Here is a 15929-nt window from a genome sequence, read left to right as displayed (position 1 = left end):
TACCAGTGACGGCAAATTAAAGCATCCGCCGAGGTGCTAATGAGGCTTAGATCGGCCATATGGTTGGATTTTTTAATCTTTTGTCGGGTCGGTTGAGTCATAATCGGTGGTTATCAGATTTTATCTGCGTAAATGCTTCATGCCGTTAGGCTTGAGGGTATAAAATCGAACGACATTCATATGATAAATCAGAGCAGGTCTATGTTACAGAAACAGCCGTCAGCGGAGCATCCTTTCGCTCCCTTTGTGCGTATTCTAGGTAAAGGTAAGCAGGGTTCGCGCTCTCTTAGTCAAATTGAAGCCCGTGAAGCAATGGAGATGATTTTAGCGGGCCAGGTAGAGCCTGAGCAACTGGGTGCTTTTCTAATGTTGCTGCGGGTGAAAGAGGAGTCACCAGAAGAGTTGGCTGGTTTTATTGAGGCGGTTCGTGGCCGCTGTGGTGCGCCCGAACAGTTGCAGGTCGATTTGGATTGGTCTACCTATGCGGGTAAGAAGCGTCAACTGCCTTGGTTTATTTTGACGGCGCTGTTATTGGCGGAACAAGGTATTCGGGTGTTTATGCATGGGGCTAGAGGCCACACCCCTGAGCGGATTTACACCGAGGATTGTTTGGCGCTGTTCGGTATCCGCGGCTGTAGTAACTGGGATGAAGTTGCCTCCGCGTTAGATGCGACGCAATTCGCTTTTATGTCCATCGATGTGCTGAGTCCGCCGATGAGCCGGATTATCAACTTACGGCCGGTGTTGGGGCTGAGGTCGCCGGTTCATACACTGTGTCGGTTGATCAATCCGCTGCATGCACGACATACCGTGGATGGCGTGTTTCACCCGGCATATGGTCCGATGCATCAGAAGGCGGCTCAGTTGTTAGGAGTTGAGAATGGCTTGACGATTAAAGGTGATGGCGGCGAAGCAGAAGTTAAACCAGATGCCGAGTGTGATCTACAATGGACTCGCGGGAGCGACTATTCGGCCAGTCAGTGGCCGCGTTATTATCCTCGTCGGTTGGTTAAGCAGGCGCTTGATAGTGCCGACTTAGTAAGGTTGTGGCGCGGAGAAATAGAACATGAGTATGGTGAAGGGGCGGTGATCTCAACCCTGGCGCTGTTGCTTAGGCTGCTGAATAAAGCCACTGAGGTTGATTGCTTTGAACACGCTGCAGCAATGTGGCAGGCAAGAGACAAACAGCGCTTCTGACTTTGCCCGCCATGACGCTGATACGATGAATTATGTGACTTTGCGCGATTAGAGGCAGCCTACTAATCGCGTCTGAGTTTATCGGATACCGCAATGGGGTTGGGGTAGTTAAAGATGACAATATAGGTCGATAGCAGAAAGGTCAGAATGGCGGTTGCCTGAATAACATGGGACGCTTCTTGGCCGATCATAGAGGCGCTAGTGGCCATATAGGCAATCAGTAGAGAAAACTCACTGATCTGCCCCAGACGGAAGCCGACTTCCCACGCCAGTTGTTTGCTGTCGCTGATATTGTGCAGTAAAAAGCGAAATACGATCGGCTTAATCACCAGAACCAGCAGCGCCAAGATGATTGATGGGACAATAATCTGGCCGAGTAAGCCCAGATTGAAACTGGCACCGATCGAAAAGAAAAACAGAATGAGGAAAAAATCCCGCAACGGTTTTAGGCTGGTGGCGATGTATTGGGCGATAGGGCTGGTTGCTAAACTGACGCCGGCAATAAAAGCGCCGATCTCTGCAGATAGGCCAACCGCATGGGCGAGTTCGGCTAGGCCGAGACACCAGCCGATTGCTAACAGAAAGATGTATTCGTGAAAACGGTCAAATTTCTGAATCAGCGGGAGTAATACATAGCGAACAAAGAGCAGCGCGGCGCCAATAATGAGTGGCAGGGCGATGGCGGTTTTCAAGAAGGTAAATAGCTGGCTCGCTTCACCATCACCACTATTAAGCAATAGCAGCACTAAAATGGCGATAACATCCTGTAGCAATAGTAGGCCGACCACAAGCTCACCGGTATATTTATGATGCAGTACGGTGGTCGGTAGCAGTTTGATACCGATGATCGTGCTGGAAAACATCAAGGCGACGCCAATAATGATCGCTTCTGTGCGGGTAAAGCTAAATGCAATGCCGACACCGTAGCCGATGGCCATGAAAATGATCGCGCTAAAAATAGCCACTAATGTCGCCTTTTTCAGCATATGTACCAAATGACTAGGTTGCATATCCAGACCGAGAAGGAATAGCAGAAAGATGATGCCGACATGGGAGATATCCGAGAGCAGAGCGGTATCCTGAATATAGCTGTAACCGTAAGGCCCTAAAATTGCTCCGAGTACGATGTACGCAACCAGCAGGGGTTGGCGGGTATAAAGAGCCACCGAAGCCAGTACTGCTGCGCCGGTAAAAATCAGGAAAAAAGAGAAAACGAGGCTCTGTTGCATCATAGCTAAGGGTATATCCGGTCGATTCAGGGCAGGGGCTTTATCGGTTCAGCGCTTTTTCATAGAGCGCTCTTTAGTTTAACTAATCTATAGGCGGATATGAACCCAGTTCCGGCGCATCCAGATATAAATAAAAATAAACGATGATCCGCAGCGATGGACGACCTGTAATATCCAGATGCCTGTCAGGCCGAAGCCGAGCCAAGGGCCGATGAGCCAGGCTAACGGCAAGTAAAAACACCATTGCCCTAAAATACTGATCAACATCACGCTCCGGTTGGCGCCTGCGCCGAGTAGCGCTTGAGTTAATACGATAGCGGCAGCATCCAGTGAGATGGCTAAACCGGTTAACATCATCGGCAGATGGGCTTGGCTGACAGCCGCTTCGGTGGCCAAAAAGAGGCGCAACAGTGGCTCGGGGAAAAGCCACATAGGCAAGCTTAGGAAAACGATGATGACGCTGGCGGTCAGGATAGCATCCCAGCCCCAGCGACTGGCAAGGCTGGGGTTTCTCTGACCGAGGGCATGACTGACCAGTGTTGTGCAGGCCATGCCGATCCCCACGCCGGGTAATATTAACAGTAATGCTAGGTTGACGAGGACGTGGCCAATTGCTAGTTCGGCAGTGCCTAGTTGGCCGATGATCCAAAACAGCACAGCGATCGACATGGCAAAAAAGAATTGTTGCGTCGAGTGAGGTATGGCGAGTTTGAGGAGCGACTGCAGTACTGCTCGATCATCGCTGCTTCGGCGAAATAAGCCCTTGTAGCGGGCGTGAGGGAGCGTCAGCGCGGTGCACAGTAGGGCGCCAATGCACAAAGATAAGCTAGTACCAAGAGCGGCTCCCGGTGCGCCCATGGCTGGTATGTCGAAATAGCCAAAAATAAGGACATAGCTGATGGGGATATTAAGCAGTTGCACTAACAGTAAAATTCGTAAATAAACCAGTGGCTTATTGATACCATTCCAATAGCCGCGAAAACTCAGATTAAGAGCCACGCACACTAATGCTGGTATGCGGTAATTGAAATAGTGTTCAGCAATCGACTGGGTTTGAATATCATCGCTCATGAGTGCGGTTAACCACTCAGAATGAAGATAAAAAAATAGGCTTAGAGGGGGCGTAATGATAAGAGCTAGCAGGATACCCCAGCGCAGCGGTACGGCGCAGTCGTGATCACGGCCTTGGCCTTGTCGACGAGCTATCGATGCTTGTACTCCTGAAGAAAGTCCCAATATAAGACTCACGGCCAGAAAATTACTATAACCGCCGAGGGCAACACCGGCCAAGGCTGTTTCGCCCAAGCGGCCGACCATTGCGGCATCGACTAAGTTGAGTAAACTTTGCGATAACATGCCGCCTATGATTGGCAGGCCAAGGGTGAGAATGGTTGTAATGCGCTGTCGGCGATTCAAAAAAATATCCCGATGTAAACGATAGGGCTAGCAAAGCATCTGAATCCGTATTTGCAGTGAGTCGTAATACAGATCAGAATAGTGCGTAGCCAGCCTTAATGGTGTAAGCGGGCCAGTTTAACAGATTTAAGAAGCGGTAAAAACGCTGATTTGGCTAATAACTGAGCATTTTACTCGGGATTAGAAAGAGTGTATCCTGAGGCCCATATTGAGTGAGTGATTTAACAGGAATTTTGATGAATATTACCGTAACCGAATCAGCTGAAATCTACCTTGCTGAGCTACTTGAAAAGCAAAATGTAGAAGGCATTGCTGTGCGGATGTTCGTTACCCAGCCGGGAACGCCTTACGCTGAAACCTGTCTGGCTTACTGTCGTCCTGACGAAATCGTGGAAGACGATGCCGTTATGCCGATGGAGAAGGTAACGTTCTACTTTGAAAAGAACAGCCTGCCCTATCTTGAAGAAGCCACCGTTGATTTCGCGACTGATCGGATGGGTGGCCAGCTGACGATCAAAGCCCCGAACGCTAAAGTGCCAAATGTGTCGGATGATAGTCCGATGGATGAACAGATTAACTATATTCTGTACTCCGATATTAATCCGGGTCTGTCGTCTCACGGCGGTGAGGTGAAGTTGATCGAGCTGATCGAAGAGGCTGACGGACAGGTCGCTATCCTGCAGTTTGGTGGCGGTTGTCAGGGCTGTAGCGCTGTTGATATGACCCTCAAGGATGGTGTCGAGAAAACCCTTGTTGAGCGTGTTAAAGGGCTGGTGGGTGTGCGGGATGTAACCGATCACACTGTTACCGATAATGCCTATTATAAATAAGGTGTTGTAAACGTAAAAAGCCCGGACTTTCCGGGCTTTTTTGATTGCAAATATAATGCCCACCATTTTGGTACGTTGTGCGTCGTTCAATGAACTGATAAAAGGGTATTAATAGTTGTTACTTTTTTATGTAACTTTTACAGTGATGTGGTTGATTTTTATAGTCTAAGCCCCATTTATCAGTAAGAGCGATATATCGTACAGCCCGTAACTGCTGTATCTCCCGCAGTTTCTTTCGACAAAGGAGTAAGGTCCAATATGGCACCACTCGAGAATGATAAAGAGATCACCACCACCCTGATGCCGGTTTTGCCGTTGCGTGATGTTGTTATATATCCACATATGGTGATCCCGCTGTTTGTAGGCCGGGAAAAATCAATTCAGGCCCTTGAAGCGGCGATGTTGCAGAATAAAGAGATTCTGCTGATTGCTCAGAAAAATGCTTCAGATGATGAACCAGACGGTAAAGACCTGTTCGCTATCGGTACGGTCGCTAGTGTGCTGCAAATGCTTAAATTGCCCGATGGTACGGTTAAAGTACTGGTCGAGGGTGATTACCGTGCGCGGATTGAAACACTGCACACCACTGAGCCTCATTTCACCGCCGATATTACTGTTTTGCCAATTGATGAAGTCAGTGCAAACGAAGCGGAGATCTATAAGCGCACCGCGCTAGATCAGTTTGAGCGCTTTGTTCAGGTGAATAAAAAAATTCCAGCTGAAGTGCTAACCTCTTTAGGTTCGATCGATGAGATTGGTCGCCTAGCGGACACCATCGCTGCACACATGTCCCTCAAGCTAGAGGAAAAGCAGCAAATTTTAGAAATTCTCGACGATAAATTACGTCTTGAGCACTTGATGGCGCTGATGGAATCTGAGATCGACCTAGTTGAAGTTGAAAAACGGATCCGTGGTCGGGTCAAGAAACAGATGGAAAAAAGCCAGCGTGAGTACTATCTGAATGAGCAGATGAAAGCGATTCAGAAAGAGCTGGGTGATCTGGACGAAAATGGCACCACGGATATCGAAGAGCTGAAAAAGCGTATCGATGAAGCCGGTATGCCAAAAGAGGCATTGGATAAAACCCTTAATGAATACAATAAGCTGAAGATGATGTCACCGATGTCAGCGGAAGCGACGGTGGTTCGGGGCTATATCGACTGGATGTTGCAAATTCCATGGTCTAAGCGTTCTAAGCTGCGCCATGATATGAAGCGTGCAGAAGCGATTCTGAACGAAGATCATTATGGCCTCGAAGAGGTTAAAGATCGGATTCTTGAATATTTAGCGGTTCAGCGCCGGGTACGGAAATTAAAAGGTCCGATTCTCTGTTTAGTCGGGCCTCCTGGTGTGGGTAAGACCTCCCTTGGGCAGTCCATTGCTCGGGCGACCAATCGTCAGTATGTACGGATGGCGCTAGGCGGTGTTCGAGATGAAGCTGAAATCCGTGGGCACCGTCGTACTTATATCGGCTCTATGCCGGGTAAGCTGATTCAGAAGATGTCAAAAGTTGGCGTCAAGAATCCGCTGTTCCTGCTGGATGAGATCGATAAGATGGGTATGGATCAACGGGGTGACCCGGCGTCTGCGTTATTGGAAGTGCTCGACCCAGAGCAGAACAGCACGTTTAACGATCATTATCTCGAAGTTGACTACGATCTATCAGACGTCATGTTTGTCTGTACCTCGAACTCAATGAACATTCCTGGGCCTTTGTTGGACCGTATGGAGATCATTCGAATTCCGGGTTATACCGAAGATGAGAAATTAAATATTGCTCGTAAATATTTGATTCCTAAGCAGATGAAGACAAATGGTCTGAAGGAAAAAGAGCTGACTATTGCTGATGAAGCGGTGACCGATCTGATTCGCTACTACACCCGTGAAGCTGGTGTGCGTGGACTCGAGCGTGAGATCGCCAAAATCTGTCGTAAGGTGATCAAAGAGGTTGCCTTAGGCGATGATAAGAATGCCTCGATTGTGGCTAACAGTGCCAACCTTGAGCAGTATTCCGGCGTGCGTAAGTGTAGCTTCGGGGTGGCGGAAGAAGAGGATCGTATCGGCCAGGTAACCGGCTTAGCTTGGACTTCGGTCGGCGGTGATATCCTCACTATCGAATCGGCGGTTGTGCCGGGTAAGGGACGTCAGATCCGTACTGGTTCGTTGGGTGATGTGATGCAGGAGTCTATTCAGGCGGCGATGACGGTGGTGCGTAGCCGTGCAGAATCCCTGGGTATTAATCCTGATTTTCATGAAGAAAGTGATATTCATATTCATGTTCCTGAAGGTGCGACACCAAAAGATGGCCCAAGTGCTGGTATCGGGATGTGTACTGCATTAGTATCTGTGCTCACCAGTATCCCTGTTCGCTCTGATGTAGCGATGACCGGGGAAATTACATTGCGTGGGCAGGTGTTGCCTATCGGTGGTTTGAAAGAGAAATTGCTGGCGGCACACAGGGGTGGCATTAAAACTGTCATTATTCCGGATGAGAACAAACGTGATCTGAAGGAAATCCCTGACAATATAAAAGCAGATCTCAAAATTTGTCCGGTTAAATGGATCGATGAGGTGTTGCAAATTGCTCTTAAATATAGTCCAGAACCATTGACTGAAGAGCAGAAAGCAAGCTTTTCTGAAAAGAAAAAGCAAGCAAAAAATGAGCGTGGGCAAATAAAGCCGCATTAACTCAAAATAGTGACAAAACGGGCTGCAACCCGCTTGACACCTGAATTGCGCGCTTGGTATAAGTTGTCCGTTAACTTACTGGGCTTGGGCTACAGAATATAAAAATGATTCATATAAGGGGAACAATGTGAATAAATCTGAATTAATCGACGCAATCGCCGCATCTGCGGATATTCCAAAAGCAGCAGCTGGCCGTGCGCTGGATGCTACACTGGAATCTATCTCAGATGCTCTGCAAAAGGGCGATTCTGTTGCTCTGGTAGGCTTTGGTACCTTTGGTGTAAAAGAGCGTGCTGCGCGTACGGGTCGTAACCCTCAGACTGGTCAGCCAATTCAGATCGCTGCTGCGACTCTGCCGACTTTCAAGCCTGGTAAGGCTCTGAAAGACGCTGTAAATAAGTAATAAAAAGTTAGCGCCTGATCCGTAAGGATCATTGGCACCCGGAGCGGTAGTTCAGTTGGTTAGAATACCTGCCTGTCACGCAGGGGGTCGCGGGTTCGAGTCCCGTCCGTTCCGCCAAATGTGAGATCATTAACCGTAACAGTTAGTGCTTCTCTGGGTAACGGTAACTGGCTTGAGCCGTTCCGTATTGCCAAACATATAAAAGGCGCATCCTGTTATGGATGCGCCTTTTTTTCTATTTGTACACTACCTTAGAGGCCCAGAGGCATCATGCTTCAGAATATCCGAGATAACTCCCAAGGAATTGTTGCCAAGATCATCGTTGGTCTGATCATCGTTACCTTTGCACTGTTTGGGGTTGAGTCCCTGGTCAGCCTGTCCTCAGGTTCAAATGCGCCGGCGACGGTTAATGGTGTTGAAATCAGCGAGCGCGATCTGCTGCAAGGTGCCGATCTGCAGCGTCGTCAGCTATTGGCCCAGATGGGTGAAAATGCTGATCCTACTCTGCTAGATGACAATCTTATTAATAAAGCGACCCTAGATAACCTGATTCAGCAAGAAGTGCTGCTTCAGTCTGCGGTTAACCAGGATATGGCCATCTCAGACCAGATGCTGGATCAGATCATTATTAATACGCAAGACTTCCAAGTGGATGGTGTGTTTAATCCTGATCAGTATCAGGCGGTGCTGCGTAATGCCGGACTGACACCGATGATGTATAAAGATCTGCTGCGCAAAGAGAGTCTGATTGATTACGAACGTTCTGGTTATATGCTGTCAGCTTTTGTGTTGGATAGCGATGTTGAGAACATCATTAAGCTCGATCGCGAAACCCGTGATATGGCTTACCTCAAAGTAGGCTTGAGCGATTACCTCGCAGGTGTGTCTGTTTCTGCCGCTGAGTTGAGCGCTTATTATGATGCTCACCTGCAGGATTTCATGACCGAAGAGCAGGTTGCCATTGAGTATCTGTTGGTCAATAAAGCTGACCTACTGAAAGAAGTGAATATTGATGAGTCCGAACTGCAGGCTCAGTTTGATCAACTAAAGGCGGTGTTTAAATCCGAAGAACAGCGCCGTGTTGCACATATCATGGTCGAAGTCTCTGATACGGTTGATGATGAGGCTGCGTTAGCTAAAGCCCAAGCGATTGAGCAAAAGCTAGCAGCTGGTGAAGACTTTGCCGCTTTGGCGCAAACTGAATCCGATGATCCGGGTTCTGCTGCTAGCGGTGGTGATTTGGGGGTCTATCAAAGTGGTATGCTGGATGGCCCGTTTGAGCAAGCGGTTTACGCGTTGGAAGAGGGGCAGGTGTCTGAGCCCGTTCGTACTGCGTTTGGTTATCATATTATTAAGCTAACCGGCTTATCGGCTTCTACGCCACCGGTGTTTGAAGATGTGAAAGATCAACTGATTGCTGAGCAGATGGAAAATAAAGTTGAGCAGCTCTATGTGGAGCGAGTCGGTCAACTGACTGATCTGTCGTTCTCTGCCGGTGACCTGCAAGAGCCTGCGGCTGAGCTTGAGTTATCCATCATGGAAGCCAAGCCATTTTCTCGTCAAGGTGGCGATGATGAGTTGACATCGAATCCTCGAGTTATTCGTGCGGCATTCAATGAAGAGCTGATTCGTGATGGTTTGAATAGTGATCCGATTGAGTTGGATGCGGGCCGTACGTTGGTGCTGCGAATCAAACAGCATATTCGTCCCCGTCAATTGACTGAAGAGGAAGTTGCGTCGCAGATTACTGAGATTCTTTCCCAGCAGAAAGCGGGTGAGGCATTACAGGCTTCTCTTAGCGCTGAGTTAGAAAAGCTGGAGCAAGGTGCAGAGCGTACGTCTGTCAATGGTGCTGAATGGCAGGTTGCCGAAGCGGTTGCTCGTACGGATCGTACTCAGCCCGTTGAAATCATGTTAGCAGCTTTTAAAATGCCTAAGCCTGATGCCAGCGCATCTTATGATTTGATCACGCTACAGGACGGTTCTAAGGCGCTTGTTGCGGTAACCGCTGTGAATGCGCCAGATTTGTCGGATGTTACGGCAGAAGAGCGAGAAGGTATGTTGAACGTGCTAGCTCAGCGGGCCGGTCAGTTTGACTATCAGGCGATGATTGAAGCGCGTAAAGCGGCTGCTGAGGTCGAGCGCCTCTAATCACCAGTAGAGATAAAAGCAACGCTATAAAAAAAGGCTGATACGTGATGTATCAGCCTTTTTTCGTTTAGGTCGGTATCGCTATATAGCTACCGCTGTTTATGAGCGGGCAAACGCGGCATCGAGTAAGCGGCGGGTATAAGCCTGTGTCGGTTGTTTGAAAATATCAGCGGCCAACCCCTGCTCAACGACATTACCCTGTTGCATCACCAGTAGATCGTGGCTGAGAGCCTTCACCACGGCGAGGTCGTGGCTGATAAAGATATAGCTGAGTTGGTAGCGTTGTTGCAGAGTGCGTAACAGGTCGATGATTTGTGCCTGTACGGTACGGTCTAATGCGGACGTGGGTTCATCCAATATGATCAGCTCGGGTTTAAGAATAACAGCCCTGGCTATCGCAATACGTTGTCGCTGACCGCCGGAAAATTCATGCGGATAACGATGCCTGTCCTGCGGTTCAAGTCCGACCTCGCGCAGCACATCAATAATCATCTGTTGACGTTCGCTCGCTAGGCCGATGTTATGAATCTCTAGCCCCTCATTAATGGAATCGGCAACAGACATCCGTGGGCTGAGACTGCCATAGGGGTCCTGAAAGACGATTTGCATTCTGCGTCGTAGCGGTTTTATTTCCCGCTGGTTGAGTGAGTCAATGGCTGTGCCGGCAAACTCTATGGCGCCGTCTGACTTAATAAGGCGTAGGATCGCGAGACCTAATGTGGTTTTTCCTGAGCCGCTCTCACCGACAACCCCTAAGGTGCGGCCGGGGTAGAGGGTGATATCACAGGGGTTAACTGCTTTGATATGATCCACGGTCTTTTTTAGTAGCCCGCGTTTGATCGGAAACCAGACTTTAAGATGACGGGTATGCAGTATGGGGGTGTCACTCTGCGCGACCGGTTGAGGTTGGCCGCTAGGCTCTGCATTCAGTAGCTTGAGTGTGTAGGGGTGTTGTGGCTCGGCAAATAATGCGGCAGTGCTGTTGTGTTCAACGATAGAGCCTTGATACATCACGCAAACATCATCGCTGTAGCGGCGCACAATATTAAGGTCGTGGGTGATTAAGAGAACCGACATCCCCATTTTTCGTTGTAGTGACTGCAGTAGCTCGAGTATCTGTTCCTGAATTGTCACATCTAAGGCGGTGGTCGGTTCATCGGCGATCAGCAACTCCGGGTCATTGGCCAAGGCCATCGCAATCATCACCCGCTGACGTTGCCCGCCAGATAGCTCATGAGGGTAGCTTGTCAGGCGTTTCTCTGCGTCTTTGATACCTACTAACTCTAACAGTTCTAGCGTGCGTTGGCGGGCTTGTAGGCCGGTTAGGCCTTTATGTAGCAGCAGTGTCTCACCGATCTGACGGGCAATGTTGTGCAATGGGTTAAGCGAGGTCATTGGTTCTTGAAAAATGACGCTGATGCGATCCCCCCGCAGGGCTCGCATCTCTGCTTCGCTGTTTTGTAGTAGGTTTTTACCTTGATATAAAATCTCACCCTCAGGGTGGCTAGCTTTAGGGTAGGGCAATAGCTTCAGGATCGACATGGCGGTCACGGATTTGCCGGAGCCTGATTCGCCCACCAAGGCCATTATTTTGCCTGTTTTGATATCAAAGCTAACCCGTTTGACCGCATCAACAGCCTGACTATCTTGGCCGAAGCGTACCGACAGATTGCGGACGGATAACAGAGCTTCAGTCATTGAATGTTTTCCTCGGATCAAAGGCATCGCGCACCGCTTCGCCGATAAAAATTAACAGTGTTAGCATAATCGATAGTGAGACAAAGGCGGTGAGTCCAAGCCATGGAGCGTGGAGGTTCGCTTTGCCTTGCGCCACTAATTCCCCGAGTGAGGCAGACCCAGGAGGGAGACCGAAGCCAAGGAAATCCAATGCCGTCAGGGTGACCAGTGAGCCATTGAAAATAAAGGGCATAAAGGTGAGTGTGGCTACCATCGCATTGGGCAGAATATGACGGAACATGATTAAGCGGTTTCCTAGCCCTAGCGCTCGCGCGGCCCGCACGTATTCTAAATTACGCCCGCGAAGAAACTCAGCCCTGACAACATCGACCAGCTGCATCCAGGAAAATAGCAGCATGATGCCAAGCAACCACCAGAAGTTAGGTTGGACAATACTGGCCAAAATAATTAGTAAGAATAGCACCGGCATGCCAGACCAAATTTCGATAAATCGTTGAAAGAATAGGTCTACTTTGCCGCCATAATAACCCTGTACTGCGCCTGCGGCGACACCAATGACCGAGCTGATCAGGGTGAGGGTGATGGCAAATAACACCGATACTCGAAAGCCGTAGATAACTCGGGCTAGCACGTCGCGTCCCTGATCATCGGTACCCAATAGGTTATCGCTGCTCGGGGGGAGGGGGCTGGCACAGGAAGGTCTTGGTTGATGGTGCGATAGCTAAAGCGTATCGGAGGCCAGAGTATCCAGCCACCCTGATCGATGATTAGGTCTTGAATATAAGGATCTTTATAATCGGCGAAGGTATCAAACTCACCGCCAAAGACGAGTTCCGAATAATCCACCATGACCGGATAGTAGAAACTATTGTCATAGCGAATCAGCAAGGGCTTATCGTTGGCGATGAGTTCGGCAAATAGGCTGCTGATAAATAACGCCAAAAATAGCCACAGCGCCCAGTAACCTCGACGGTTATTGCGAAAGTTCTGCAGCCGGCGTTGGTTGATGGGGCTCATTTTGTTGTGTTTGAACAGTGACAGCATGTGCTCAATTTTCTCTACTTTCAAAATCTATTCGGGGATCGACCGCGACATAGGTCAGATCGCTTACCAATTTCAGCAATAGGCCAATCAGGGTGAAGATGTAGAGGGTGCCGAAAATAACCGGGTAATCGCGTTTGATGACGGCTTCATAGCCGAGTAAGCCAATGCCGTCGAGTGAGAATATCACCTCAATGAGCATTGAACCGGTAAAGAAAATACCGATCAGAGCAGCGGGCATGCCGGCGATAATCAGCAGCATGGCGTTGCGAAATACATGGCCATAAAGGACTTGGTTTTCTGATAAGCCCTTGGCACGGGCGGTGATAACATATTGCTTATTGATCTCATCGAGAAAGGAGTTTTTAGTCAGCATGGAGAGTGTCGCAAAGCTGCCAATAACCGAAACCAAAACCGGTAGAGTGATATGCCAGAAGTAGTCTTTAATCTGCCCCCATGCGCTGAGTTGATCGAAATCCGGGGAGGTAAGCCCTCGCAGAGGAAACCAACTGAAATAGGTGCCACCGGCAAATAAGACAATCAGCAGGATGGCGAAGAGAAAGTTGGGAATCGCATAGCCGATAATAATAATCGAGCTACTCCAGACATCGAACGGTGTGCCATCACGTACCGCTTTTTTGATCCCCAGTGGTACAGCGACCAGATAGGTGATCAGGGTAGTCCATAGGCCTAAGGAGATCGATACCGGTAGTTTTTCGATAATCAGATCGGTGACTTTTTTGCCGCTAAAGAGACTTTCGCCAAAATCGAACACCAGATAGTTTTTCAGCATCTGGAAAAAACGTTCATGGGCGGGTTTGTCAAAACCGAACTGGGCTTCAATCTGTTTCACTAGCTGGGGATCAAGGCCGCGACCGCCACGGTAGGTGCTGCTATTCTCGGTGGCGGAGGGCGATCCGCCGCTAAGATCCGATTGCGCCGATCCATCGAAGCGTGCCGTGGCACTGGTATTGAGCCCCTGAAGGTTGGCAATGGTTTGCTCGACCGGCCCGCCGGGGGCGGCTTGTACAATGAGAAAATTGATGGTCAGTATGCCGAATAGGGTCGGAATGATCAGCAGCAAACGCCGCAGGATATAGGCCGCCATTGCGGTTATTGCTCCGCTTTATCGGGTTTAACCCACCAGGTATCAAACCCCAGTGAGTATTTAGGATGTACTGCCGGGTAGCCAAACTTATCCCAGTATGCCACCCGGTAGCTGTTGATATGGTATTGCGGGATCACATAATGGTTCCATTGTAATACGCGATCGAGTGCGCGGGTTCTTAGTACTAGCTGTTCACGGTTGGGTGCCTGAATCAATTGTTCCACTAGGTAGTCAACGGTAGGGTTCTTGATGCCGATCATATTACGGCTGCCGGGTTGGTCGGCGGTGCTAGAGTGCCAGTATTCCCGCTGTTCGTTACCGGGCGAACTGGACTGACCAAAGCCGCTAACGATGATATCGAAATCGAAACTACGCACCCGGTTGATATATTGAGAGGCGTCGATAACGCGCACCGTGGGTTTGATACCCATGCGCTCTAAATTACGGCTAAAGGGTGCGACAATACGTTCAAAGGCGGGTTGTACCAGCAGAATTTCAAAGGTCATCTGCTTGCCGTCAGGCCCTAAGAGCAGGCCGTCTTTGAGTGCCCAGCCTGCGCTTTTGAGTAATCGCAAAGCGGAGCGTAATTGCCCTCGGGTTTTGCCATCACCGTTGGTGGTTGGTGCTTGATATACCTCGGTAAAGACTTCTGCCGGCACCTGATCACGAATCGGTTCGAGAATACGAAGTTCTTCGGCTGTGGGCAGTGCCCGAGCTGCCATCTCTGAGTTAGAGAAAAAACTGTGGGTGCGGGTGTAAGCGTTATAGAAAATATTTTTATTGGTCCATTCAAAGTCGAAGGCGTAAGCCAATGCCTGTCTTACGCGGCTGTCAGCAAAGTAGGGTTTGCGGGTATTGAGGATAAACGCCTGCATACCGGTAGGGTTTTCGTGGATGATGTTGCGGGTGATGATTTTACCCTCATCAAACACCGAGCCTTTATAACCGGTAGCCCACTGTTTAGAGGAGGTTTCTTGACGGAAGTCGTATTCGCCACCTTTAAAGGCCTCCAGAGCAACATTGCCGTCTTTGTAGTAGTCGTAGCGCAAGTTATCAAAATTAAAGCGGCCACGGTTGACGGGCAAATCGGCGGCCCAGTAATCGGGGTTACGTTTATAGTTAATGGTGCGGCCTGCATCAAAGCTGTCAATCACATAAGGACCGGAGCCGATCGGTACATCAAGGCTTGGTTGACTGAAGTCGCGCTGTTCCCAATAGTGTTTAGGCAAAATACTGACTTCGCCGACAATCAGCGGCAGTTCTCTGTTTTCGCGGGCACTGAAACTGAATTTAACCCGCCGTTCAGACAGCGCTTCAATGGCGGAGATCTCGCGATAATAAGATTGATAGAAAGGCGAGCCTTGTTCACGTAGCAGTTTAAAGCTGTAGATGACGTCTTCGGCGGTCACTGGTTGGCCATCGCTGAAGCGGGCTTTGGGGTTGATGTTGAAAATGATCCAGCTGCGATCGTCGGCCACTTCAAGGGATTCGGCTAGCAGGCCATAGAGGGAGAACGCCTCATCTTGGGCACGGGTAAGCAGGGAATCGTAGATCATGCCGATGCCGTCGGCGGCCGCGCCTTTAATAATAAAAGGGTTAAAGCTGTCGAAGGTGCCAATAGCATCCTGAGAAGCGGTGCCGCCTTTTGGGGCGTCCACGTTGACGTAATCAAAGTGTTGGAATTCAGGTGGATATTTCAAATTACCGTACATGGAAAGACCATGCTGCGGCTGTGCCGCCTGTAGCGGGGTGATGATTGAGGCAAGTAGCGTTGCAGATAACAGGCAGAGTGTTGCTACCTGCTTAGATAACTGTTTGAAATTCATCCGTAATTATCCAGCCAGATTGATAATCTGTTAATTTATAACAGGGGGAATGGGTTATAGCTAGTTATATGAGTACGGATCAGCGGTTTTGTTCAAATTCAGTGGCAAGATCGGTCAGACGTTGATGTTGTAGTTTGCGTTTGACCTTGGCAGCTTTCATATCGATTAATTGTTGTGTCAGAAAACGATGCTTATTCGCATCGCCCTCTGCTAGCCCTTTGATGAGGTCTTGATCCATCCAGTGGCAGATCTTATGGTAGAGCACAAACTTGAACAGCAGTGCCGTTGCCGTGGCAATAATGATGATGCCAATGCTGAGAGCGTCCATAGTGTGATCCCTGT

General features: G+C 49.3%; 11 protein-coding genes, 1 tRNA gene and 1 pseudogene. 6 read left to right on the top strand and 7 right to left on the bottom strand.

Going from position 1 to position 15929, the window contains the following annotated elements; all coding sequences use genetic code 11:
• Positions 1–201 precede the first annotated feature (201 nt).
• Positions 202–1197 (top strand): glycosyl transferase family protein, encoded by a 996-nt coding sequence (locus AC0L4K_RS10325; protein WP_417222699.1) that lies wholly within the window; start codon positions 202–204, stop codon positions 1195–1197.
• A 62-nt stretch (positions 1198–1259) separates the two neighbouring features.
• Here the strand turns inward: AC0L4K_RS10325 and AC0L4K_RS10320 are convergent, their stop codons facing one another.
• Positions 1260–2429: a cation:proton antiporter domain-containing protein gene (locus AC0L4K_RS10320; protein WP_473269181.1), complete on the bottom strand. Its 1170-nt coding sequence runs from the start codon at positions 2427–2429 to the stop codon at positions 1260–1262.
• A gap of 84 nt (positions 2430–2513) precedes the next feature.
• On the bottom strand, positions 2514–3842 hold the full coding sequence (locus AC0L4K_RS10315) for an MATE family efflux transporter (protein WP_417222704.1): 1329 nt from the start codon (positions 3840–3842) through the stop codon (positions 2514–2516).
• 236 nt (positions 3843–4078) lie between these two features.
• Between AC0L4K_RS10315 and nfuA the strand changes: the two genes are divergently transcribed.
• The 5 genes from nfuA (at position 4079) to AC0L4K_RS10290 (ending at position 9914) form a co-directional block, all read left to right on the top strand.
• Positions 4079–4672 (top strand): Fe-S biogenesis protein NfuA, encoded by a 594-nt coding sequence (nfuA, locus tag AC0L4K_RS10310; protein ID WP_417222707.1) that lies wholly within the window; start codon positions 4079–4081, stop codon positions 4670–4672.
• A 258-nt stretch (positions 4673–4930) separates the two neighbouring features.
• Positions 4931–7360 (top strand): endopeptidase La, encoded by a 2430-nt coding sequence (gene lon, locus AC0L4K_RS10305; RefSeq protein WP_417222710.1) that lies wholly within the window; start codon positions 4931–4933, stop codon positions 7358–7360.
• A gap of 127 nt (positions 7361–7487) precedes the next feature.
• Positions 7488–7763 (top strand): HU family DNA-binding protein, encoded by a 276-nt coding sequence (locus AC0L4K_RS10300; protein WP_126158608.1) that lies wholly within the window; start codon positions 7488–7490, stop codon positions 7761–7763.
• A 40-nt stretch (positions 7764–7803) separates the two neighbouring features.
• Positions 7804–7880: transfer RNA gene (locus AC0L4K_RS10295), tRNA-Asp, on the top strand.
• A 153-nt stretch (positions 7881–8033) separates the two neighbouring features.
• Positions 8034–9914 carry a SurA N-terminal domain-containing protein gene (locus AC0L4K_RS10290; protein WP_473269179.1) on the top strand — a complete coding sequence of 627 codons (1881 nt, stop codon included), beginning with the start codon at positions 8034–8036 and terminating at the stop codon, positions 9912–9914.
• A 99-nt stretch (positions 9915–10013) separates the two neighbouring features.
• On the opposite strand, the gene AC0L4K_RS10285 is transcribed toward AC0L4K_RS10290, so the two are convergent.
• The 5 genes and pseudogenes from AC0L4K_RS10285 to AC0L4K_RS10265 form a co-directional block, all read right to left on the bottom strand.
• Positions 10014–11612 carry an ABC transporter ATP-binding protein gene (locus AC0L4K_RS10285; RefSeq protein WP_473269178.1) on the bottom strand — a complete coding sequence of 533 codons (1599 nt, stop codon included), beginning with the start codon at positions 11610–11612 and terminating at the stop codon, positions 10014–10016.
• Positions 11605–12656 (bottom strand): annotated as a pseudogene (locus AC0L4K_RS10280) (ABC transporter permease). Before AC0L4K_RS10280 ends, AC0L4K_RS10285 begins: the two are co-directional and overlap by 8 nt.
• A 4-nt stretch (positions 12657–12660) precedes the next feature.
• Positions 12661–13761 carry a microcin C ABC transporter permease YejB gene (locus AC0L4K_RS10275; protein ID WP_417222718.1) on the bottom strand — a complete coding sequence of 367 codons (1101 nt, stop codon included), beginning with the start codon at positions 13759–13761 and terminating at the stop codon, positions 12661–12663.
• 5 nt (positions 13762–13766) lie between these two features.
• Positions 13767–15587 (bottom strand): extracellular solute-binding protein, encoded by a 1821-nt coding sequence (locus AC0L4K_RS10270; protein ID WP_473269177.1) that lies wholly within the window; start codon positions 15585–15587, stop codon positions 13767–13769.
• Between the two features lie 79 nt (positions 15588–15666).
• Positions 15667–15915: a hypothetical protein gene (locus AC0L4K_RS10265; RefSeq protein WP_417222723.1), complete on the bottom strand. Its 249-nt coding sequence runs from the start codon at positions 15913–15915 to the stop codon at positions 15667–15669.
• Positions 15916–15929: the final 14 nt, after the last annotated feature.

It is taken from the genome of Amphritea sp. GJ51-11 (assembly GCF_055808735.1).
This window is presented reverse-complemented; position numbering and strand designations above follow the sequence as displayed.